The following is a 23,980-nucleotide window of genomic DNA, read 5'->3' on the forward strand; positions in this document are numbered from 1 at the left end:
GCATTAAATTAGTGATCTGTTCGATTCGTTCGCCTTGCTTGTTGCGATAGTTGTCATTGGTAGCAATAGAGAAATTGACTACCTTTTTTCTTTGCGCAAGTTGAGAATCTCCGCATTCTTTGTCAGCCTTCCGATAATGTTCATAACTGTTGTTTTAAAGATTTTATATTTTGACTTGTTTTCAATCTTTTCTTGAACCAACCCCTTAAAAGCCTTTCAGGCTTCGCTGAATATTTTTCAAAAGAAAAATCGGAAAAAAGAAAGCAGATAATCTTAGAGGGCAAAGGGGAAAGCCAAAAGGAAACGGAATAATTGGAGGGTACCTTCAGGGAGGAAACCGTTTATGCCGTAGTCTTTTGGGTGGCAGAAGAGTAGGCTGACCGCTATACCTTAGCTGCCTTTTTACCGGTTTATTATGGAAAATATTAAAATGATAGAAAAATCCTGTAAAAATACAGGACATATAGTCTCTTTATAAATTAATTATAAAGAAAATTTTTGAGCTATTATGTATTTCGGAAGATCACCATAATGGAGAGATTAACTAGTACACAGATAAAAAATAAACCTCTCAGGGGCGAGAGGTAAAAAAAACTTGACATGAAATTAAATTTTCATGTTAAACAAAATTATAAATAATTTCTTTTTGTTGAAAATTTTTTCCAATAAATCTTGTATTTAATTGATAATTTGTAATTTAGTTGAATCTAAGAATGATGAATTTCTTCGCAACAATTTTTTCTTGTTGCCACTTTTAAAATAAATTTAACGGAGTCATAAATATTGTAGATAATATTACATTTCAATATACAAAAATAAATATGGATTTTAAAGCCAAGTGTATCTATCAACTGCCTTAATTAATTGCAATGGGTTGCACCGAATATTTTTATTAAAAAGATATCGGTTATGGAAATGACACCTGAAATTAAAAATATCAGCATTGATAAGGTTATCAAAATATTTAAAGAAGAGGAAGGAATTGAATTAACAACTGAGGAGGCAGAACAAATTGTAGAATTTTTTAAAATGCTATTAACAATTACTGTAAAGCGTTTTTTAGATGAATAATATTTTAAGATTATAGGGATGAAAAAAGCCGATTTATATATTCGTGTTTCAACTGATGAACAGGCAGACAAAGGATATTCACAGAGGGATCAAGAAGAAAGATTAAAACGCTATTGTGAGAATAATAACATTATAGTTGGTCAGATTATTTATGAAGATTATTCAGCCAAGACTTTTAACAGGCCTGAATGGATGAGACTCTTAGATACCCTTAAGAAAAAGAGCTGCAGAACCAATGTATTGCTATTCACAAAATGGGATCGTTTTAGCAGAAATGCTGGTGATGCCTATCAAATGATTAATATTCTCAAAAAGCTTAATGTGGAACCGCAAGCCATTGAACAACCTTTGGATCTATCAATTCCCGAGAACAAGATGATGTTGGCAATCTATCTTGCTGCGCCGGAAGTTGAAAACGACAGACGTGCTTTGAATACTTACTATGGAATGCGCCGTGCTAAAAAAGAAGGCAGATTAATGGGAAGAGCACCTTATGGCTATGTTAATAGAATTACGGAGGATGGAAAAAAGTATGTAACTCCGAAGGAACCGGAAGCTTCTAACATGAAATGGGCATTTAATGAAATGTCAAAAGGCGTATATTCAGCGAGTCAGATAATGGACATGATGAACAGAAAGGAAGGAAAATCAGTTAAGATAAGTGCCTTTCTTGCAAGTTTACGTAATACGGCATATTGTGGAAAAATTTATGTGGAACAATTCAATGAAGAAGAAGCTCATTTTGTTACAAGTATTCATGAGCCTCTGATCAGTGAAGAATTATTCGAAAAAGTTCAATTTGTAATGGATGGAAATGTAAATCCAGCCAGACCTAACGTAAAAATATTGTCTGACGATAATTTACCGTTACGAGGTTTTCTAGTTTGTCCGGAATGTGGTCATTTGGTTACCGGTAGTGCATCAAGGGGACGTTCTGGAATTAAATATTACTACTACCATTGCCAGTCTCCGTGTTCATACCGTTACAAATCTGAGATTATAAATTCTAAATTTTTAGAGATATTGCAGTCATTGGAAATGCGTGCATCTATAAAAAATTATTTGAAAAAGGTGTTGATGCAAAATTTTGAAAAATTAATCAATAATCCCCAAAAAGAAAGAAAAGCAATTCTGGTAGAAATAGATCGTTTAAACAGCAGATTGAAACAGGCAAGAAATAAATTGATGGAGGAGGTAATTGATAATGAAGATTATCTTGAAATTAAAATCGAATGCAAAAGGCAAATTGAAAAGCTCGAAGTTAAATTAACTAAAGGAAAAGATAATAAGAAAATAGATTTTCAAAAACTACTAGACCAAGCATTATCGAACCTGGTAGACCTTGCGAAAGTATATACTGATGGGGATATCGAGGTGAAACGTAAAATAATTGGTTCGATATTTCCTGAAAAATTGCAATTTTCAAAAAATCATTATCGAACCACCCGACCCAATGTTCTATTATCCTATATCTATCAGATAAATAATGAGTTAGGAGTTAAAAAAAACCGGAAAGAAAGTGAATTATCACCTCTTTCCGGTTTTGTACCCAGGACCGGGATCGAACCGGTACTCCTAAGAACTGGTGTTTGAGACCAGCGCGTCTACCAATTCCGCCACCTGGGCAAGTGTGTTACCTTGTTTCTAATTGGTGTGCAAATATAGGAACTTTTCATTACACTCCAAATATTTTTGAAAACTTTTTTCTAAAAATTTATCTCCAAACCATCGTAGGCAAGGTGCATTCCGGGTGGAAGTAGTTTATCTTCAACATCATGCAACCCTAAATGATGACTGATGTGAGTTAAAAATAATTTTTTAGGTTTTAGCTCCTCAAACAACTTTATCACGTCGGGAAGGATAAAATGTGCCGGATGCGGATCAAATTTTCGGATACAGTTTAAAATTAAGACATCTAAATTTTTTAATTTTTCTTTTTCAGTATCAGAAATAAATCCAGCATCCGTTATGTATGCGGAGTTTTTAAACTTATATCCAAAAACTGTAATTTGAAAATGAATTACTTCAATCGGGGTGATTTCAACATCCAAAACTGTAAAAGGTCTATTTTCAATTTCATGAAGTTCAAAAGCGGGAGCTCCGGGATATCTAACGTCTGCAAAAGCATAAGGAAAACGATTTTTAACCTCGCCTCCAACTCTTGCAGAGCAATAAAGCGGCATATCTTTTCCACTTTTAAAAATTAACGGACGCATATCGTCAAGACCAATTACATGATCGTTATGTTCATGTGTAAGTAATGCAATATCGATATGATTTTCTTTATTGATGAGCATTTGCTGCCTGAAATCCGGGCCGCAGTCGATCAGTATTTTCCTGTTTTCATCAGTAGTTACCATCACAGAAGATCGGAATCGACTGTCTTTTGGATTTTCTGAAGTACACACTTCGCAAGTGCAGCCAATAACGGGTACACCCTGAGAAGTTCCCGTTCCTAAAAATTTCAACTTCATTTTCTTTTGAGGTTGGTTTAATTTTGGTAAATTTACGAAAAATTTAATGTCCTAATGTATCAGAAACTAACTCCTAAACAAAAAGCATTAACAATTAATCTAGATCCTACTATTTATGGTACTTTCGCGGAAATTGGAGCAGGGCAGGAGACTGTTCGACACTTTTTTAGAGCAGGGGGAGCTTCGGGTACAATTGCTAAGGCAATGTCGGCTTACGACAAAGATTTTAGTGATGCGATCTACGGAAAAGAAGTAAAAAACAGGTATGTTACCCAAAACAGACTTCGAAAAATGCTTCGTTATGAAGTTGCTTTAATTGAAGAGAGAATTTCCAGAGAAAACAACCCAAACAGAAAGTTTTTTTCTTATGCAAACACCGTTACCACAATAAATTTCGATAAAACCGTAAGAGGTCATGGGTGGGTAGGAATTCGTTTTCAGGTGAAAGAGAATGAAGATTACAATGAAGTGGTAATTCACGTAAAATTCAAAGAAAATGATGCGACTTTACAGCAGGAAACTTTAGGGAATCTTGGGGTAAACCTTATTTTCGGAGCCTTCCATTATTATGATAATCCTCGGAATTTAATTGAATCTTTATACGACGACGTTGCCAAAGATAACCTTGAAATTGATATGATCGATTTCAGCGGTCCTGCCTTTGAATATGTTGATAATAGGTTGATGTCACTACAGTTGGTAAAACATGGAATGACGGATGCTGTTATTTTCAACTCTCAGGGTAGTAATATGCTTCCTGCTGATATTTTGTACAAAAAAAATATTTTTGCGGTTAGAGGAAGTTTCAGACCGGTAACGAAAGTGAATATTGATATGCTCCAAAACGGACTTGATATGTTCATGAAAGACGCAATTTGTACTCAGGAAGAAACGGAAGTTTTAATTGAAATTACGATTTCAAATCTTCGTGCAGACGGTGATATTGATGAAAGGGATTTCCTTGACAGAGTCGATGTCCTCGGGAAATTAGGCTACACCGTAATCGTTTCAAATTATTCGGAATATTACCGACTGATCGATTACTTTGCTTCTTACACAAGTGGAGAAATTGGTGTTGCAATGGGTGTAAACAATTTATTGATGGTATTTGACGAGAAATATTATAAAAACTTATCAGGAGGAATTCTGGAAGCATTCGGAAAATTCTTCAGAAACGGGATGAGAGTATATCTGTATCCTTACAAAGATCCTGAAACTCATGAACTATTGGATTCTGATACTTTAAAAGTTGAAGAAAATCTTAAGGAATTATATAAATATTTTAAACACAACAATCGTATTGTTGATATTAAAAACCATAATCCGGAATTCTTAGAAATTTATTCAAGAGATATTTTAAAGAAAATCGGATGCAATATAAAAGGTTGGGAAAACCAGCTTCCGGAAGGGGTTGCAGAAATGATAAAAGAGCGTGGAATGTTCGGTTACAAAGAAGAACTTTCATTAAAACAATTCTCTTAAAAACAATAATAAAAATGTCAGAATTAAAGAAAAGACTTTCGTCAATCTTAGAAAGTCCTAAACATAATACAGAAGAAAAGCTTGAAAAGGTTTGTCATCTTCTAGATCAGGAAATATCTTATTTCAATTGGACGGGTTTCTATTTTAAAAATGGAGATAAAGATGAGCTGAAATTGGGACCTTATGTTGGAGCGCCTACAGATCACGAAATTATTCCTTACGGAAAGGGAATTTGCGGTCAGGTTGCCGTTTCAAATGAGACATTTGTAGTTCCTGATGTACACCAGCAGGATAACTATTTAAGTTGTTCAATCGATACAAAAGCGGAAATCGTTGTTCCTATTTTTAAAGATGGACAAAACATCGGACAAATCGATATCGATTCTCACACAATCGACCCTTTCACAGCAGAGGATAGAGAATTGTTGGAGTGGCTTTGTAATGAAGTTTCTAAGATTTTATAATTAAAAATTTCTAACCACAAAAGTCACAAAAAGTAAGTTTATAGTTTATTAAGAGTGTCATTATTGAAGAGCAAAATTTTAAATTTTATTCTTCTTCATTTTTGAGACTTTTGTGGTTTAAAAATAAAACTCCGGCTCAAATAGCTGGAGTTTCTTTATTCTTTTTTATTGAATTATTTTCACTAAATCTGTAAATAAAAGACTGCGGTTGGTGGCTGAGGCTCTCGAAGCCACCACTAATTATAACCAATTCGGTAATTTCGAGAACCTCAATCACCGATAGATTTCGATAGAGATTTGGTTTTTCATCAATAGGAATAGTTTGTAACCCATTTTCGAGAGTAGGTGACGTAAATTGGCTTTAGCCAAAACTTAAAGCAAAAAAATCGTAGAATTTGAGTTTAAGATCAGTGAAATTTGTGATTAAACTCAGAAATCAATTTTTTAAAATAATCCTCACATTTCGCAATATGCGTTCCATACCAGGAAAATGCTTCACCATCCACAATCATAATCTTTTTATCAGGGTAAAATTCTTTAAATTCCTCAATATGTTTTTCTTTAAAAGGAAAAGGTTCGGAAGAAAGCATAATCACTTCAGCATCAGCTAAATCTTCAACTTTAATTTCAGGATAACGGATTTTATCTTTAAAAACATTTTCAAAACCGATTTCTCCTAAAATTTTATGAATAAAAGTATCCGAACCAACCGTCATATAAGGATTTTTCCAAATCAGATAAGCAACCTTAATGGGCGATTCAATCTTGGTTTGATTTAAAACGTCGTAAATTTTTAAATTAAATAATTGCGCTCTTTCTTCTTTATTAAAAATTTTCCCCAAGTTTTTAAGCAAATAATAATTGTCTTCAATATTTTCAACATTCGTGACGATTACTTTGAAATCATTCATCAAAGCTTCCACTTGTTCTTTAATATTTTCTTCTTTGTTGGCGAGAATCAAATCAGGCTGTAAAGCTTTAACTTTATCAATATTAATATTTTTTGTTCCGCCGATAACGGAAACGTTTTTTATCTTTTCTTTAGGATGAATGCAGAATTTTGTCCTTCCGACCACTTCATTTTCCGTTAAACCCAAATCAAATAAAGCCTCAGTAATAGAGGGAACTAGAGAAACAACTTTCATTGTAATATTTTAGATGTTGCCTAAAATTACAAAAGTTTTTTAAATAGAATAATTTCAAAATAAAATTCACTCAATTTTATCTATTAATGATTAATAAGGAAAATTTTAACAATTATTTCATTTATTAGTGTATTATTCTCTTATTTAAAACATATCTTTGCTGTGTGAAATAAAATAATTTTATGAAAAAAATTTTAATACTGCCTGTTTTATTGATGTTGGCAGTTTCTTGTTCAAACGACAATGATTTAATGGATAATCAACAAACAGTTGATAATGTAACTTCAAAAATAACGGCTAAGGATGCTCCTCCTTCTCCTTATGTAGCTTATAATGGAGATTTCGCTAAAGTAACTGATCAAAATCCTGATGGTGTAGTAAGTGTTTTATATTATGTGAAATTCATGGGTAAATGGAGACATATTGATAATATAGCGACGTGGGATGGTCTGTTTGTTAACAAGAGCTTTAGATATGAATTTGGATCAATTAGTTCTTTATCTGGAAGTACTCAGACAGCGATTGGTTCACCAATTTATATTGATAATGGATTGCTTCAAAATCCGAATAATGGAAGGATTTATTTTAGAGAAGGCAATACTTTGAGATGGATTCCATCAATGGAGATTTTCAACCAGTATCATTTTAACCCTAATGCTGTAATTCAATCTACAGCGACGGAGACTTCACAGTATGTACAGTTGCCAGATATGTCAAATACCTTATTATAATAAAATAAAAGTCTCCAATTGGAGGCTTTTTTTATTATAAAAATTACAAAAGTTTCCCAGTTAAGAAAAGTCCTGCTACAGAAAAATAGATAATAAGACCAGTAACATCTACCAATGTTGCCACAAAGGGAGCCGAAGAAGTAGCAGGGTCGAGATTTAATTTTTTAAGGATAAAAGGAACCATCGAACCGGAAAGTGTACCCCAAAGTACGATCATTACTAAAGAAACGCCAACGCTCAATCCAACGAAAGGCCAGTAAACACCATAATTGAAGAACCCTGCTTCATGCCAGATCATAATTCTTAAAAAACCAATAATTCCAAGGATTCCACCTAGGAAAAGCCCTGTGAAAATTTCTTTTTTCATGACATACCACCAGTCTTTTAAACCAATTTCCTGAAGCGCCATTGCTCTAATGATCAATGTTGCAGCCTGAGATCCGGAATTTCCACCACTCGAAATAATCAATGGAACAAATAAAGCTAAAACAACCGCTTTTTGAATTTCGTCTTCAAAATAACCCATTGCAGAAGCAGTCAGCATTTCAGAGAAAAATAGAATAATTAGCCACATTCCTCTCTTTTTTACCATTTCGATCAGAGAAGTTTGGGTATACGGAACGTCCAATGCTTCAAGACCCCCGAATTTCTGAATATCTTCGGTGTTTTGTGATTCAATCTGATCTAAAATATCATCAATAGTAACGATTCCTACCAAAACCCCGGCTTCAGTAATGATGGGAAGTGCTGCTCTGTCATATTTTTCGAAATATTGTACAGCATCTTCTTTTGAAGTGGTTGTTGTAATTGCAACGAAATGATTGTCAGTAATATCTGAAATTAAAGTGTCTTCCTCGACCAATAATAAGCTTCCTAATGCAATGTCGTCGATCAATCGATTTCTTTCGTCAACAACATACAAATAATTCATTGTTTCTACCTTGCTTCCGACTTTTTTAATCTGTTGAAGACATCTTTTTACCGTCCATTCTTTACGAATCTGGATATAATAAGGCGTCATCAAACGGGCAATAGAATCGGAATTGTAACCCAATAATTTCAGGGCAATTCTTCTTTCCTGAGGATTGAGATGATTGATGGAATATTTAATCAATTCGTCTGGAAAGTCCTCAAACAAGGCGGTTCTGTCATCGGGAGTCATTGCATTCAGAATCTCTGAAACTTCATCACTTCCGATACTACGAATGGTTTCTTCCTGAAAATCAGGATCTAAGTGCGAAAAAACGTCGGCTTTGTATTCTTTCGGAACTTTCAAAAACGCCAAGAGCCTCTCATCAGCGTGAAGTTCGCTAAGAGTTTCGGCAATATCAGCAGGGTTGAAGATAAGTTCGTCTTTAGAATTCAAAACGTCAATTTTTTTGGATACGCAAAAATAACCCAAATTTTTAAAACTGACCAATTGTAAGCCAAATTTAAGGATTTATTAAAGCTTAAATTTTAGAAATAAGTCTGGTTGATGTTTATTATTTGGAGCTTAATCCCGCTTTCCACTATATCTTTTGTTTCGCTTCGCTACACAAAAGGATGTCGTTGCAATCGGGGCTAGGGTGGAAGTCATCCATTTACGAGTCAGGAACATATTCACAAAGATGTAGGAATCTAACTCGAATTTTTACATTTTCTATACTATGCTTAGATCCCTTCTGGATGACAAACACTCTTAAAAATTTACAGTAAAAATAGTAAAGTTAAAGTGATCTAAACTTAAAATCCCGTTTCAGATGTAGATTTTATTTTTCTTAATTTTTTAACTATCTCTTTAATCGCTCCATTGGTTCCGATTTTCACAGAATTTACGGTTGAACCCAGAAGTCGCATATTTTTACGATAAGTATCATAGTCCGTTTCTGTCAAAAGATTTCCGGTTGCATCAAAAAGTTTCATGCTCACAATAACCTGATTAGAGAAAACGTATTTTCCAATTCCGACCTTGAAATATTTCACTTTTGGAACAACAGCAAAATCTGCTTCATTATTAATACAATAATCTGAGATCGTTTTTTTATCAATACTGTCGAAAGAAACCTGAGTTTCTGTACGGAGCATTCTGTTTTTTCTTTCACTAAGATTATCAGAAACCGCGCTGAAAAAAGCATGATTAGTAGGTTCTTTAATTTCCTCAATATCAGGATCTACCTCTGGATTGAAGTATAAGACTTTTTTGATCTTATCATCGGTATTCTTCTGTGCTTTTATAGAAGTAAACCCAATGAAAAGAAGGGCAGTACATGCGGTAAAGGTTATAATTTTTGTCATCACTAATTCGAATGCAAAATTACTGCCTTTTAATGGGATAGCATAATTTTTTTAAGAAATTTTTAACATTTTTTTCTATCAAAATCAATAAATGAAATCGATAATGTTTGCAGAATCAAAAAATAGTCGTAATTTTGCACCCGTTACATAATAATCATTAAACAATATTGGAATGTACTTAACAACAGAAAAAAAAGCAGAAATTTTCGCAAAACATGGAAAATCTGCACAGGACACAGGAAGCGCTGAAGGACAAGTAGCTCTTTTTACTTTCAGAATCAATCACTTATCTCAGCATTTGAAGGCTAATCGTCATGACTTCAACACTGAAAGATCTTTGGTGAAATTAGTAGGTAAAAGAAAAAGCTTATTGGACTATCTTAAGAAAAAAGATATTACAAGATACAGAGCTATCATCGCTGAACTAGGTTTAAGAAAATAATCTACAAAGATTTTCAAATAAAAGCAATCTCGAAAGAGGTTGCTTTTTTTTGTTGCCTTAAAGATGGATTATTTATTTGCTTTGTAATAGACTTTGTCTTTCAAAAATAAGTGAAACGCCTTTGTCTAACTTAATTCATTAAATTTAAAATAATTCTTTGTCTAACCTTGCGATAAAATAAATTAAACGCAAGGTTAAACAAAGTTCTTTTTCCAAAATCAATCTTTATTTAAAGAAAAACAAAGACGTTTCACTTATTTTCGAAAAACGAGATTTTAATTAGTTTGTATTTAGTTCAAAAAAAATGAGACACTAAAAAAGTATCTCATTCAATTATATTTTAATGTAAAACTAATGCCCCGATTTCGATTCCGTAGCTTGTACATGACCAAGATATTTCGTGCAATATGCTCCGAAAATCAAAATCATCAAATAACAGAAAACAGGAATAATAAACGAATGTTGAACACCAAATTGGTCAGCCAAAAGCCCTTGGAAAATAGGAACAATTGCACCTCCTAAAATCGCCATTACAACCAGAGAAGAACCTTGACTTGTATATTTTCCTAGTCCTGAAATCGCCAATGTATAAATATTAGAGAACATAATAGAATTGAAAATTCCGATTCCCAAAATACTGTACATTGCTAATTCTCCATGATTTACCATCGCTGAAATCAATAAGATAACGTTGATGCCTGCAAAAATAGAAAGTGTTCTCGCCGGAGCCGCTTTTCCAATGAAAAACGCCACGAAATTTAATAAGATAAAAACAAGGAAGAAACTTATTTGTGCAAAAGTAAGATCTACAATACTGAATATCACAAGGAAAACTAAGGCTGCAGCTCCCAACATGAAGATCGCTTTTTTAGCCTTACTGATCGATTGGTTCAATGAAATTGCTCCAAGAAAACGCCCAATCATCGCACCTCCCCAATATAATGAAAGATAGTTTTTACTAATTGCTTCATTGAATTTCATCGTTTCTTCAAGAAAACTGATAATGAAACTTCCTACCGCAACCTCACCCCCAACATAGCAAAACATTGCGAAAACTCCGAATTTTAAATGGTTGAATTTCAATGCACCCCAACCTTGTACGGTTTCTTCGGTATCCATTTGGAAAGACGGTAATTTAACTCTTGAAATTAATAAAGCTACCAGTAAAAGGATTGCAGCAAAGATTAAATAAGGAATTCTTGTTGCTACAGCACTGAAAGTTCCGTCTGGTTCAGAGAAAAGTTCGAAAATCAAATGACCTCCCAAAACTGGTGCAATCGTGGTTCCGAAAGCGTTGAAAGCTTGGGTCATATTCAATCGGCTGGATGCAGATTCTTCCGATCCTAATAACGAAACGTACGCATTTGCCGTAATTTGAAGAACTGTAAATCCTAATCCTAAAATAAATAAAGCGCCTAAAAATAAAGGATAATAAGAAAATGTAGCTGCAGGATAAAATAGAACGCATCCAAGTGCGGCAAGAAAAATCCCGAAGATAATTCCTTTTTTGTACCCAACTTTGTTGATGGGATCTCCTTTAGAAATGGAGATGAAAAAATAAATCAGGGAACCGATAAAATAAGCTCCGAAGAAACAAAACTGTACCAGCATGGATTCGAAAAAGCTCAGTTTGAAAAGTTGTTTCAGGTAAGGGATCAGAATATCATTCATACAAGTGATGAATCCCCACATAAAAAACAAAAGAGTAATGGTAATAAGCGGAACGGTATAATTCCTGCTTTGCGATTTTACTTCATTATTGATCATATACACATATTTAGTAAAGAGATTTTCGTCTCTTTTTAATTCAAATCGTCACAACGGGTTGATGTTCTTCTTGTTAAATTTAATTTTAGTTGAAATTTTCGACCTTTTAATCAAATTATATTCAGAAGTCACGCAAATATAGCGGACATCAGGAATGTATGCAAACTTTATGATATTTTTAATGTTAAATTTTACTCTAACTATTTTTAAATATCACAAATATTAGGCTTGATTTTGATTAATATTAGGTGTAATTTAAATATTGTTCAAAAATTAATAATTTAATTGATGTTGTCTTGTTTTTGTCAAATTGAGAAAATAATAATAGCTAACCTATTCATTAAAAGGTAAATAATCACTAAAAGTTTGTGACTTATATTGATATTTTGATGCTAAAAAATGGAAAAATCATTATAATATATTACCTTTGCAATCGAAAATTTAAAGAGTTTAAATAATAATCGTACTCAATACGGAGTACAAGAGACGAAAATTTATGAGTATACCTCAAGCGTTTACAGAAACGATTACTCTTGCAGACGGCAGAGAAATCACTTTAGAAACAGGGAAATTGGCGAAGCAAGCCGATGGATCTGTGGTAGTAAAATTGGGCGGAACAATGCTTTTAGCAACTGTTGTAGCCAATAAAGAAGCAAATCCTGGTGTAGATTTTTTACCATTAACGGTAGATTACAGAGAAAAATTCTATGCAGGTGGTAGAATTCCCGGAAACTTTTTCCGTAGAGAAGCAAGACCATCAGATCAGGAAATTTTAACGATGCGTTTGGTAGACAGAGTTCTACGTCCGCTTTTCCCTGAAGATTTCCACGCGGAAGTTCAGGTAATGATTTCTTTGATTTCTTATGATGGACAAACAATTCCTGATGATTTAGCTGGTTTAGCGGCTTCTGCTGCGATCGCAATTACAGATATTCCTTTCGACGGACCGATGTCTGAAGTAAGAGTGGTAAGATTCAACGGAGAATTAGCAATTAACCCTAGTTATGAAGCTTTAAAAGATTCAGAATTGGATATTATGGTTGGAGCAACTAAAGATTCAATCGTAATGGTAGAAGGGGAAATGAAAGAAATTTCTGAGCAGGAAATGTTAGAAGCGATCAATTTTGCTCATGCTGAAATTAAAAATCAGATCGAAGCTCAGGAAAGGTTAGCTGCAAAAGTAGGAAAGGCTTTCCCTAAGAGAGAATATTCTCACGAAACTCACGACGAAGAAATTCGTGAAAAAGTTTGGAAAGAAACTTACGATAAAGTATATGAAGTAGCGAAAACGCCTTCAAGCAAAGAAGAAAGAGGAGAAAAATTCAAAGCGGTACGTGAAGAATTCCTTGCTCAATATGCTGAAAATGAAGAAGAATTGGAAAGAGTAACACCTTTCGTAAAAGTATATTATCATGATGTAGAGAAAGAAGCAATGCGTCAGATGATTCTTGAAGACAATATCCGTCTGGATGGTCGTGATCCTCAAACGATCCGTCCGATCTGGTCTGAAATTGATTATCTTCCTGGAGCTCACGGTTCTGCGATCTTTACAAGAGGAGAAACTCAGTCTTTAACGGCTGTTACGTTAGGTTCTGTGAAAGATGCGAACATGGTAGACAGCGTAATCACTCAGCACGACGAAAAATTCTTCCTACACTATAATTTCCCTCCATTCTCAACGGGTGAAGCAAGACCTTTAAGAGGAACTTCAAGAAGAGAGGTTGGACACGGAAACTTGGCTCAAAGAGCTTTACAGGCAGTAATTCCTGAGGAAAATCCGTACACAATCAGAATTGTTTCTGATATTTTGGAATCAAACGGTTCATCTTCAATGGCAACAGTTTGTGCAGGAACATTGGCATTAATGGATGCAGGTGTACAAATTACAAAACCTGTTTCTGGTATTGCAATGGGATTAATTACTGATACAAAATCTGGTAAATTCACGGTACTTTCCGATATCTTAGGAGATGAAGATCACTTAGGAGATATGGATTTTAAGGTAACGGGAACGGCAGACGGTATCACGGCTTGTCAGATGGATATCAAAATCCAGGGGCTTTCTATGGATATTATGGAAAAAGCTTTGATGCAGGCTAGAGACGGAAGATTGCATATCTTAAATAAAATCACGGAAACTATTTCTGAACCAAGAGCAGATGTTAAACCTCACGCTCCGAAAATGGTAGTAATGGAAATTCCAAAAGATTTCATCGGTGCTGTAATCGGGCCTGGTGGAAAAATCATTCAGCAAATGCAGAAAGATACGGATACCGTTATCGCAATTGAAGAAATTGGAGAAATTGGACGTATCGAGATTGCAGGAACAGACAGAGAGAAAATCAATGCTGCTGTTGCTAAGATCAATGAAATTACTTTCGTACCAGTAGTAGGCGAAGTTTACAAGGGTAAAGTTGTAAAAGTAATGGATTTCGGTGCTTTCGTAGCGATTGCTAAAGGTACAGAAGGTCTTCTACATATTTCTGAGATCGAATGGGCTCGTTTAGATAAAGTTCCTTATGCAGAAGGTGATGAAGTGGAAGTGAAGTTCATGGGTTACGACGATCGTAAGAAAATGAAGCTTTCAAGAAAAGTTTTATTACCAAGACCTCCAAAACCGGAAGGAAAACCAAGACAGGACAGACCAGAAGGTAGACCAAGACCGGAAGGGCAGCAAAATCAGGCTAAACCAGAAGGTGAAAAACCAGCAGATCAGGCTTAATAAATAATAAAAACCATCGAAATTTTTCGATGGTTTTTTTGTTCATTTTATTTAAATTTAATGATGAAAAAGAGCTAGAATTAAATTCAATTGAAACTCAATTATTTAAATGGAAAGAGGGTTGTTTCGTGTCTTTATTTTTCGTATATTTGTACATTATCTTAAAGACAGGTTCTCTGCTTTCGCAGTGTTGTAATTATTTGAAATATCATTTTTCTATTTCATTCTTACCAATTGTTCTCAGAACAATCATTCAAATAAAAAAGACAACCGGAAAACATATTACATCTCTTTTTGACGGATGTATTAAATATTACAAGAGTTTAAATATGAATAATAATATTTAAGCTTAATAGTACCCAGTAACAATTAAATTTTAAAAAATATATGGCGGATTCTTTCTCTAAAAAAGAAAATTTCAAGAAGAAACAGCAAAAACAAAAAGAAAAAGCTCTACGTCGTGAAGAGCGTAAAGAAAACAATGCCAAAGGTAAAAGCCTTGACGAAATGTTTATGTATGTAGATGCAAACGGACAGCTTACGTCTACACCACCTGATAATGATGAAAGAGAGGAAATTAACCTTGACAACATCCAACTAGGTGCAGCTCCAATCGAAGCTGAAGAAACTATAAAAACAGGAATCGTAACGTTCTTAAGCGAAAAAGGATACGGTTTCATCACGGAAGATAAGACAAAAGAAAATATCTTCTTCCACAACAACAATTGCATCGATCAGATCAAAAAAGGAAACAAAGTATCTTTTGAAAAAGAAAAATCTCCGAAAGGATTTTCTGCAGCAGAGATCAGATTGGTAAAATAATTAATTCATACATAAGATTAATTCTCAGATATATTAAGATCCTTCAGAAATGAAGGATTTTTTTATGTTCAATGATGATTAAAATTTTATTTATCTTTAAACAAAAACTTATGAAAAAATTACTATTTACTTTTTTTGTTTTCTCCGCAACTATTTCTTTTGCTCAAACGGTAAATGATGTTCCGATCAGAGATATTGATGTAGATTATGTTCAAATCATCGGAACCGGAAGATCATTAAGCACAAAAGTAAATGTTGAAATAGATTTCGGGCAGGAAACCAAATCGATTTCATTTAAAAACGGAACAAGCATCAAAGATGAAAAAGGTCGAAATATGAAATTCAATTCGATGATGGATGCGCTTAACTTTATGTCTGCTAACGGATATTCTTTCCAATTTGCTTACACGATGAATGATGAAAAGGATAAAGCCATTTATTATATTTTAAAGAAGAATAAATGATAATTTTTTTTAATTAATAAATGTCAAGAAGAATATATTTTAAGGTTACCGGAGAAGACGATTGGCAAAAACAACTTGATCCACACATGGTATCAATTGCGATTTTAATTTTTTATGCTAATAATCTAAATCCATTGATGGGAGAGAAAATGATGGAGGCATCTATTTCTGAAAACAAGTTTAGGTACGAAAAAGATTTACTTGAAGAAGAGTATACAAGTGATAATTTTTCGGCTCATTATGGAGTTGCAGAAATGCCTGAGTTGATAAATTTTATTGATAATCATTTGTTGATCGCTTTACGAAATGAATCTCCCGATATAGATATTATTACAGATATTTATGGAGGAATTTCAAATTTTATTGATCAGTATTACGAAATTGATTATTTAGGATATTTAGGAATTAATGATGATGAAATTTTTGAAGGAGATACAGGATTTATCCCCAATTTGATAACCAGAGCAATAGAATTACGAGACTTTTTTCAAAGAGTGAAAGATTTAAACAAACCTTATGAGGTTTATGTTGAATAAAAAAACCACCGAAAAATCGATGGTTTAGGATATATTATATCTTATCTTCTTCCGAAAGTTGTTTGAATTCTGCTTCTTTTACGAGCTTGCCTTCGAAGTAATAATCTGTTTTTTTTGAACCGTCTTCAAGGATTTTAATGTGCTTTCCGTGAAGCTGTCCGTTTTTGTAAAAAGATTCTGTAGATCCGCCTTTTTGGTCGAACCATACAGAACGGATTTTTTTGCCTTTATCATCATATTCTGTTTCCGATAATATTCTTACCGAACCATCTTTTTCATAATCTACAAACTTTTGAATTCCTATTGGCATGCCATTTTTAAATCGATTAGTATGAATCACTTTTCCATCTTTATCATAGTAAATGATTTCATTTCCCGCGTTATTCAATGATCTTACCTTACCATCATTAAAATAGGAAACTTCTTTTACAAATTTATCTTTGTCATAATATGCCTCACTCCTTAATATTCCTTCATCAAAATATTTATTGGAAAGACGTTTTCCGTTTTCAAAAACCTCCTGAGTTTTTAAGGTCTTGTTGGAATAGGTTTCTTTATTGCCATCAAATTGATCATTTTTATAATTAATGATTTCGATAACATCACCATTTAAATTGTAATTTTTCCAAGTACCTGTTTTGTTTCCTGAATTATCATAATATGCTTCAGACTGCAGTTTTCCGACATCGTAAAATGATTTATGAGTACCGATCGGTTTTCCGTAACTGTAAAGATTCTTAGACAATAACTCCCCGTTTTTATTATACTTTTCAACATATCCGTTGAATTCATTATTGAAATAAGTTGCGGTATAACTTTTTATACGTTTTCTCTGCTGCTTCGGATCTTGTTCATCGATGTTACTGATGCTGTAAGCCGTGTAAAGTCCGTTTCTGACTTCTCTGTCAATAATATTATAATTAACCAACGAGACGTCATTATAGAAAAGTTCAACCTTACCTTTTTTGAAGTCGCTTGGATAAATAATCTTCAATTTATCATTCGAAATCATAACAGGACCCACAAGTTCTCCATTTTTGTAGTTGCCTTCAATACGATATTCCTTATCATCGTAACGGTCTTTTGTATCTTTAAAATAAACCCTTTTTAGTCCGTTTTTAAGATTGTTTTTATACGGAACTTCGGACAATAATTGTCCATATTTATCATACGTTTTAGCTAAGCCTTCAATTTTTCCGTTCTTATATGGAATTTCCTGAAAAAGAGTTCCATCCGGATAATTGATTTTTTTTACGCCATCAATTACATTATTTTTAAAAGGTGTTGTTGTATTAAAACCATCATAAATAACGGTTCTAAGTTCTGCGGTCTGGCCTTTTGGGGGAAGTGAGGCTAAAACATCGTAATTTTTATCGAGTTTTGTTAAATCTGTATAGAATTCTTCCGGCGAAAATTCCGTTTCTTTAAAAAAAGCTTCTTCGTATGATTTTACTTTATCCCTGCTTAAAACCGTGTAATTAAGCATTTCAGAATCATATTCTCTATCACGATATTGAGCCGTAATCAGAATATTTACAAAAAGAAGCGCAGCACTGTAATATTTGAATTTCATAGTTTAGTTTTTAAAATAAAGCTGACCGTTTTTATTGGCATATCCCAACAATTTTCCTTTTTCGTCTTCCAAAGCAACGAGAATCGTTCCTGTCTGTCTGTTTCTTCCCGATAAAGGCGAATAAACACTTTGCCAGTAAGGATATTGCAGATAAATATTTCTGATCGGATAGTCATAAATCGGTTCTATGAAATTGACTTCCAAAGTTGGGGCCGTAAGAGAAGGTTTTAAAAATCCATATTTTCCGTCTTTTTTTAAGCGAAGATAATTTCCGTAACCGTTATCTGTTTTTTTATTGATGATTTCATCATAAATCGGTTTTAAGATAAATTCTCCTTTTGGATTAATGACACCATATTTTCCATCTTTTTTAATCGTCCAAAAACTATAATCGGAACTTCCGAATACTTCATTTACAATCAGTTCATCAAAATCTGTTGCAGAAAATTGTTGGTTACCATTCATAAAAGAGAATTTCATCTTTCCGTTTTTCTTTTGTCCTAAAAGGAAAAGAACACCTTGATATCCTGAATCCCGGCTTGGACTCAACATTTTAATGCTGTCGTATTCCGTCGGTTTATTTTCTGTAATCAGAATCTCCTTTTTGTTTTTGTTGAGGTAAGAAATATAATTGTTGTACGTATAAATAGTATCTGCAGTTTTTCTCTGAGGATAATTTCCTTTAAAAGTTTCAATTTTAAGATGCGTAATTTTACGTGGAAGCTTTAATCTTTTAGTAAATTTTTTAGCATCTTTCTGATAACCGTAACTGTAAATAATTTTAGGAAAATCATTTTCCAGCGAATAACTTACATTTACATAAGAAGGCGTTTTAGTGGCTGGCTCATATACTCTTACTTCATCGGAAGATCTTCTACCTGTTGAAGGTGGTGGAGGCGGGGGGGTGTAAGTCACACTTTCTGAATAAGTTTCCGAAGAGCCATAACGAGAAGTCTTTATACCTTCCTGATAACCACCGTAATATGACGAACCTCTTTCCGGAGTATATTTTACGATCATCTCCCTGGAATTTTTCGAAGTGTAAGGAACAATTGTTTTTCCATCCGAGATAAAAGTCGCTTCCGATAAAGGATCCGATTCATTTTTTCGGTACGTAAGATCCAGCTTTCTGGACTTTTTGTTGTCCCTTAAAGCAATCGAATAGTAATCTTTATAAATTGAATTTACTTTCTGTTCTTTTGGATTCCAAACAAAAAGATCTTCTCGCATATTGTCGTTTAAAGTATGGAAAAGCGTATTGTAAGTATCATCAGAATATCCATTTCCGAAACTTTCTGAATCTAAAATACTTAAAACAGGCTGTTCTGTAATTTTAGCTCCGGATTTATCGATAATCATGCGGTGTTTCTTTTCGTCATCTACTTCTGCGACAATATATCCGCGGTAAGACGGGAAAATATTTTTGTATTCTGGTGAGAGTGCCTCTTTTCCGTCAAGGATAATTCCTCTTTTTTTATTTTTAAAAGTATGAATCAGTTTAAAATCATAATCATCCTGTTCATTAAAGCTGATGGAATCGAACTTTGGAGCAATGATTTCCGTTCCGTCGAAATTGGAAACACCCCATAATTTTCCGTCTCTGTAGGGAATGTAGGTCTCCTGAGCAGATAAAGGGATACTTAAAAATAATATAGGAAAAAGAAGTGTTTTCTTTGAGAATTTGAATTTCATTCTATAGTTTTTGCAAAAGTAATTAAATTTCAAGGTTTAGAGGGTTTCTACATTTAGGGAGTTATTCTATTTGTATAGTTCTTTTCTTATTTTAATTAAAATTTTTGTGGTTTTATTTAAATCAGGAAAATCGGGAAGGGTAGAAATGGAGTGATGATGCTCAATGGATTTTATTAATTCATCGGCTTTTTCCATCACATTTTCATATGACCAGTTTCCAGCTTTAATGTCTAATAACTCATCTCGGTTTTCCACTCGGATATTCAAAGAATTTGTTTTAAAAATCTGTTCACATGACTGCAAAAGACGAATGGTATGCATCATATTTTTGCTGTCATAATTTTGTCCGTGATTCTGATTGACATTGTAACGGTCTTCATTTCGCTCCGAAACCCACTTCCAATATTCGCGGTAATCTTTGCAGTAGGTCGAATAGGCATCAAGGTTACAGAACAAATACGCAACAGAATTTTCACCTTTTGGAACAGACGAAACCGAAACCTGATTGGCATCTTCATTCTGGATAATTCCTTTATAATTTAAATCTCCAGATTCGTTGTAGAAAAGTGCAAACATTCCTTTGGTATTGTCAATGCTTACTAAACCACATTTTTCCTGAATTTTTCTGTTTTCGGAAAGCCATTTTTTCAACGGAATCGAACCCTGATTCTGCAAAACATAACAAAAATCGAGAATGGATTTTCTTTCCTTATCAATCGGATTCAGTATTTTTTTGTTAAGTCCTTTTGCTTTTTTTATCTGTGAAATTGCATAACCTGCAAATGTATCTTTGCATAATTTGGAAAGAAAATCTTCCGGTTTCAGCAAATCCATTAACGGATTTTTATGTTGAATACAATCTTCCGGACTTGCCAGAATTTCCAAAATATTCGGATTGTTTTTTTGTAATAATTCAACCAATCTTCCGATTTCGTAGTAGGTAATATCGTTGGTATCATTGGAGATTTGCGGAATATAATTTAAACCAAAAAAGTCTTCTTTCGGTAAAAAATACACTCCACGAATATCTGTGTCGGAATTTTCCGTCGCGAGTCCGAATGAGCGGCTTCCGGAGATAGCTTCGAGGAGGATGAGGTTTTTATTTTTTAGATCTTGGATGTTCATTGAGACGTTCAACAGAATTAATAATTAAAAAACTTTTATTCTTTTTTTCTTTGAAAAATTTTTCGTTATTAAAACCTAATCCGCTCTCATATAATCTATCAAAAATATTTGTAGATCTCGAATTAGGTATAAAAGTATAATTTTCATTTTCATTTATTTTGAATTTTGGATTATTTATTAATGTAGCCCAAATTTCTAATTCATCATTAGATGTAGTTCTACCTTGTAGAAGTTCTCTTTTCTTTAATAAATTAATAAAAGTTCCAATACCTATTTTTAACTTACTTAATGATAACATTAGAATTTCGAAATCATCAATAGACATTGAAAGTGGAAAACCATCATCATCTTCATTTTTATTTAATAATTCAGAAGTATTTATTTGAGGTTCTCGATATCTATCCATTGTTATTATAATAGAAAAGACATTATGGAATCGATTAGTATCTACTGTTATTAAATTATTCTGAGCATCTAAAATCTCCAATTTATTCTCAAAATAAAATTGATCTTTAATTCTCCATGTTTGATCGTATCCTTCTTGGATTGATTTTTTAAATTTTTTAACATATCTTCTAAAAACTTCAACGGTATTAGGATAACCACTAAATTCCATCTCCTTTACAGCTTTATTCTCGATTATTAAAGCTAGTTTTCCTTTAGCTAAACAAAGTATATCTTGTCCTTTATTATTTGATTTATATTCATTATAAATTTTAGCATCACTCTTAAAGTATTTGCTTAAAATATTTTCAGTTTTGTTCTGTAACCAAATACCCCTTCTTTTTTCATAATTATTTTTATTATTAGAATTTAGAACAGTATTTTCAAGAAAGTCAAAAACTGAATTAATAAGAGTTCTTTTTTCAATAATTAGTATTTTCCCATTCTTTAATTTGAATAAAGGCTTTTGAAGTAATGGATTTTTTTGAGTGTAGTGCAGATATTGAGATTCATTTCTTGATATTGTAAATATATTAAGAAATGAATCAATTTTACTTTGCTCATATGCATTGTAAAGGTCTTTTATATTAACTGAATATTTTTCACTTTTATTTGTTAAAATTTCGATTGCAATTTCTATATTTTCAGATTTATTATATTCAATATTATCGATGCTATATCCGTTGTCTTTAAAATCACGAAATAATTTTTCAACATCCTTGTCTACCTTTATTAAATCTAATAATAAATTTAATTTTTTATGAAATAAATTATCCAATATATTATAAATGTTGATGAAGTCAGAAGTTGTTAATCCAAAATATTCTTGTAACATTTTATCAGAAGGGGTGAATAATATACTAATTCTTTCAATAATTTGTTCCTCATAATTCAATTCTCCTGTATCATATATATTGTTGAAAATAGGCATTGCGATTTTGTAATATTCATCAAACTCTGCAGCACTGAATTCAGAATTTTTATTCTTTAAAAGTTCATCATAATATCCAGCTCTAACTGTTATCATTTGAGTGACAATTTTTAACCATTCTTCTTTTGTGGGAATATCTTTTGTTACAAGTCCTTCGCTAGAAGACAGATTTAAAGCAGCCATATACATTAGTTGTCTATAAGGAGAATCTAACATTTGAAACGGATAAATATCCATTCGTGGTGGTTCAATTTGAAATATTAACTCCATAATATTTATAAATAGACTTTCTGAATCGTATATAGATAATAAATTTTTTAAAATTTTACTGTCTCTTTCTATATTAAAATCTTTTGGGAAATCAATCATATTTTTATATTGTATTAATGAAATTTTATTAAAAATACTTAAAATTTGTTTGTTCTTTGGAATAATTTTCTATGCTTAATTTTTAAAACAACTCTCCACAATCACCTCCAAAGCCTTTTCCGCATCACAAGCATACAAACCCGAACACCAAGCCGGATTCGCTTCAATCAAAGCCCAACCTTTTCCTTTGATGATTCCGAAATCCAAAACAATTGCTTTTGGTAGCGTTTCAGAATATTGTTTCATGAAATCATTGAAAAACTCAAATAGATCTTTTTGTTCAATTTCTGAAAGCGGATTGGTATCGAAAAAATCGTTTCGCTAATATGAAGAATGAGTTTTTATTTCGTTATTTAAAATAAAGCATCTTACTTCAAGTTCCCATTCCACCACTTCCGAAGTGAAAACGGTACTTTCTAAATCCAACGTGTCAAAACCCTTGATATTGGTGACTTTATCGAAAACTCCGGCTTTAAAACTTTTAAAATCAGAACATTTAATGAAAATATTTTCTTCATATACAAAATCTTTCAATTGACCGTAAGAAATTTTACGTTTTGTAAATTCCTCCGAAATCTTCGAAAGCCAATTGTCATTAGGTTTTGTTAATGTTAAATTACATTGTTCCGCAACAATTTCTGCGTAAATATCTTCGCCATATACTGCAATTACATCCGCACGAAATTCTTCAGCAACATTCCATTTTGCATTAAAACGGTTCAATTCGTAAGGTGAATTGAGCGATGCTTTTTTCAGGTTGTTGCTGTCTTCTTTGTACATGGGAGACAGGGCGATTATATTTTTCATGTTATTAAATGTTTTTCTTTCAATTTATTAATTAAATCATAACGATTTTGTTCTGAAATACTATCAAAAACGACGCTCCAAATGTCCGAAGAGTTTGTTGCATGGACAAGATTTGCCTCGTTTCTCCAAACAAGATTATATTTATCTGAACACTCATTTAAAAAATCATAATTGGACATAGATTTTGAAAATTCATTTATATCAGTGATTTCGTAGAAGATGGCAGGACGTTTCTTGTAATATCTATGTTTTTCAAAAAATGCCTGCTGCTCGATAAATGTTCCAAAACTTTCGTAATAAAAATAAAAATCATAAGAGTCACAACCACAATCTCTAACCGCAATTTCTCCGTTTTCTGCAATATAAAAACTATCGTTTATTGAAAACAAAGTTTGCCCTTTCCAATGATAGGTATTTACTCCTTTATTTTCTTTTATTTGTTTAGATGTAAAAATATTAATTACAATGTTTTGAAGATTGAGTCCTGAAAAATTTTTCTGAAAACTTATAATTTCAGAATAGCTTTGAATGTCATAAAACCTCAAATGCTTTTCTAAAATATCTAAGCTTATTTCATATTCTTTATTTCTTCCCGATTTTTCAATAAACTGTAAAGCTCTTTCAGATAATTGTTTCATATTT

20 protein-coding genes, 1 tRNA gene and 1 pseudogene are annotated in these 23,980 nt (G+C 32.7%); 10 read left to right on the plus strand and 12 right to left on the minus strand.

Going from position 1 to position 23,980, the window contains the following annotated elements; genetic code table 11:
* The first annotated feature begins 909 nt into the window (after positions 1-909).
* The gene (locus ACKX2A_RS18135) at positions 910-1,071 is read left to right on the plus strand and encodes a hypothetical protein (protein WP_415326336.1); all 162 of its coding nucleotides are present in this window, start codon (positions 910-912) and stop codon (positions 1,069-1,071) included.
* A gap of 18 nt (positions 1,072-1,089) precedes the next feature.
* Positions 1,090-2,664: a recombinase family protein gene (locus ACKX2A_RS18140; RefSeq protein WP_415329493.1), complete on the plus strand. Its 1,575-nt coding sequence runs from the start codon at positions 1,090-1,092 to the stop codon at positions 2,662-2,664.
* Here the strand turns inward: ACKX2A_RS18140 and ACKX2A_RS18145 are convergent.
* A tRNA-Leu gene (locus tag ACKX2A_RS18145) sits at positions 2,618-2,697 on the minus strand. The genes ACKX2A_RS18140 and ACKX2A_RS18145 overlap by 47 nt on opposite strands.
* Positions 2,698-2,777: 80 nt before the next feature.
* Positions 2,778-3,545, minus strand: coding sequence for an MBL fold metallo-hydrolase (locus tag ACKX2A_RS18150; protein ID WP_415326337.1), 768 nt, complete (start codon positions 3,543-3,545; stop codon positions 2,778-2,780).
* Positions 3,546-3,599: 54 nt separating this feature from the next.
* Between ACKX2A_RS18150 and ACKX2A_RS18155 the strand changes: the two genes are divergently transcribed.
* A complete protein-coding gene (locus ACKX2A_RS18155) occupies positions 3,600-5,027 on the plus strand; it encodes a TonB-dependent receptor (RefSeq protein WP_415326338.1) in 1,428 nt (475 codons plus the stop codon).
* 14 nt (positions 5,028-5,041) lie between these two features.
* Complete coding sequence (locus tag ACKX2A_RS18160) at positions 5,042-5,491, plus strand: GAF domain-containing protein (RefSeq protein WP_415326339.1); 450 nt, start codon at positions 5,042-5,044, stop codon at positions 5,489-5,491.
* A 407-nt stretch (positions 5,492-5,898) separates the two neighbouring features.
* On the opposite strand, the gene ACKX2A_RS18165 is transcribed toward ACKX2A_RS18160, so the two are convergent.
* A complete protein-coding gene (locus tag ACKX2A_RS18165) occupies positions 5,899-6,636 on the minus strand; it encodes an ABC transporter substrate-binding protein (RefSeq protein WP_415326340.1) in 738 nt (245 codons plus the stop codon).
* 182 nt (positions 6,637-6,818) lie between these two features.
* Between ACKX2A_RS18165 and ACKX2A_RS18170 the strand changes: the two genes are divergently transcribed.
* Positions 6,819-7,367, plus strand: a complete 549-nt coding sequence (locus ACKX2A_RS18170) for a hypothetical protein (RefSeq protein WP_415326341.1) — start codon at positions 6,819-6,821, stop codon at positions 7,365-7,367.
* Between the two features lie 43 nt (positions 7,368-7,410).
* Here the strand turns inward: ACKX2A_RS18170 and mgtE are convergent, their stop codons facing one another.
* Both mgtE and ACKX2A_RS18180 read right to left on the minus strand, forming a co-directional pair.
* Positions 7,411-8,733 carry a magnesium transporter gene (mgtE, locus tag ACKX2A_RS18175; RefSeq protein WP_415326342.1) on the minus strand — a complete coding sequence of 441 codons (1,323 nt, stop codon included), beginning with the start codon at positions 8,731-8,733 and terminating at the stop codon, positions 7,411-7,413.
* Positions 8,734-9,092: 359 nt separating this feature from the next.
* A complete protein-coding gene (locus ACKX2A_RS18180) occupies positions 9,093-9,644 on the minus strand; it encodes a pyruvate decarboxylase (protein WP_415326343.1) in 552 nt (183 codons plus the stop codon).
* 172 nt (positions 9,645-9,816) lie between these two features.
* Between ACKX2A_RS18180 and rpsO the strand changes: the two genes are divergently transcribed.
* The gene (gene rpsO / locus ACKX2A_RS18185; protein WP_034704056.1) at positions 9,817-10,086 is read left to right on the plus strand and encodes a 30S ribosomal protein S15; all 270 of its coding nucleotides are present in this window, start codon (positions 9,817-9,819) and stop codon (positions 10,084-10,086) included.
* Positions 10,087-10,437: 351 nt separating this feature from the next.
* On the opposite strand, the gene ACKX2A_RS18190 is transcribed toward rpsO, so the two are convergent.
* Positions 10,438-11,853, minus strand: a complete 1,416-nt coding sequence (locus tag ACKX2A_RS18190) for a sugar MFS transporter (RefSeq protein ID WP_415326344.1) — start codon at positions 11,851-11,853, stop codon at positions 10,438-10,440.
* A gap of 496 nt (positions 11,854-12,349) precedes the next feature.
* Between ACKX2A_RS18190 and ACKX2A_RS18195 the strand changes: the two genes are divergently transcribed.
* The 4 genes from ACKX2A_RS18195 (at position 12,350) to ACKX2A_RS18210 (ending at position 16,397) form a co-directional block, all read left to right on the plus strand.
* On the plus strand, positions 12,350-14,575 hold the full coding sequence (locus ACKX2A_RS18195) for a polyribonucleotide nucleotidyltransferase (protein WP_415326345.1): 2,226 nt from the start codon (positions 12,350-12,352) through the stop codon (positions 14,573-14,575).
* 387 nt (positions 14,576-14,962) lie between these two features.
* Positions 14,963-15,397, plus strand: a complete 435-nt coding sequence (locus ACKX2A_RS18200; RefSeq protein WP_415326346.1) for a cold shock domain-containing protein — start codon at positions 14,963-14,965, stop codon at positions 15,395-15,397.
* Positions 15,398-15,507: 110 nt separating this feature from the next.
* Positions 15,508-15,861, plus strand: a complete 354-nt coding sequence (locus tag ACKX2A_RS18205) for a hypothetical protein (protein WP_415326347.1) — start codon at positions 15,508-15,510, stop codon at positions 15,859-15,861.
* Positions 15,862-15,881: 20 nt separating this feature from the next.
* Positions 15,882-16,397: a hypothetical protein gene (locus tag ACKX2A_RS18210; RefSeq protein WP_415326348.1), complete on the plus strand. Its 516-nt coding sequence runs from the start codon at positions 15,882-15,884 to the stop codon at positions 16,395-16,397.
* Between the two features lie 34 nt (positions 16,398-16,431).
* Here the strand turns inward: ACKX2A_RS18210 and ACKX2A_RS18215 are convergent, their stop codons facing one another.
* From ACKX2A_RS18215 to ACKX2A_RS18240, 6 genes and pseudogenes are all read right to left on the minus strand, one after another.
* The gene (locus ACKX2A_RS18215) at positions 16,432-17,970 is read right to left on the minus strand and encodes a hypothetical protein (RefSeq protein ID WP_415326349.1); all 1,539 of its coding nucleotides are present in this window, start codon (positions 17,968-17,970) and stop codon (positions 16,432-16,434) included.
* Between the two features lie 3 nt (positions 17,971-17,973).
* Positions 17,974-19,662, minus strand: a complete 1,689-nt coding sequence (locus tag ACKX2A_RS18220) for a WG repeat-containing protein (protein WP_415326350.1) — start codon at positions 19,660-19,662, stop codon at positions 17,974-17,976.
* Positions 19,663-19,728: 66 nt separating this feature from the next.
* Entirely contained in the window at positions 19,729-20,787 is a 1,059-nt protein-coding gene (locus ACKX2A_RS18225; RefSeq protein ID WP_415326351.1) for a DNA polymerase beta superfamily protein, read from the minus strand.
* Positions 20,762-22,531, minus strand: a complete 1,770-nt coding sequence (locus ACKX2A_RS18230; RefSeq protein WP_415326352.1) for a hypothetical protein — start codon at positions 22,529-22,531, stop codon at positions 20,762-20,764. Before ACKX2A_RS18230 ends, ACKX2A_RS18225 begins: the two co-directional genes overlap by 26 nt.
* Before the next feature lie 75 nt (positions 22,532-22,606).
* Positions 22,607-23,338: pseudogene (locus tag ACKX2A_RS18235) on the minus strand (ATP-grasp domain-containing protein).
* On the minus strand, positions 23,335-23,976 hold the full coding sequence (locus ACKX2A_RS18240; RefSeq protein WP_415326353.1) for a hypothetical protein: 642 nt from the start codon (positions 23,974-23,976) through the stop codon (positions 23,335-23,337). The pseudogene ACKX2A_RS18235 and the gene ACKX2A_RS18240 overlap by 4 nt, the downstream one beginning before the upstream one ends.
* Between the last annotated feature and the right edge of the window lie 4 nt (positions 23,977-23,980).

The sequence above is a fragment of the Chryseobacterium sp. MMS23-Vi53 genome (genome assembly GCF_047651245.1).
Classification (GTDB): domain Bacteria; phylum Bacteroidota; class Bacteroidia; order Flavobacteriales; family Weeksellaceae; genus Chryseobacterium.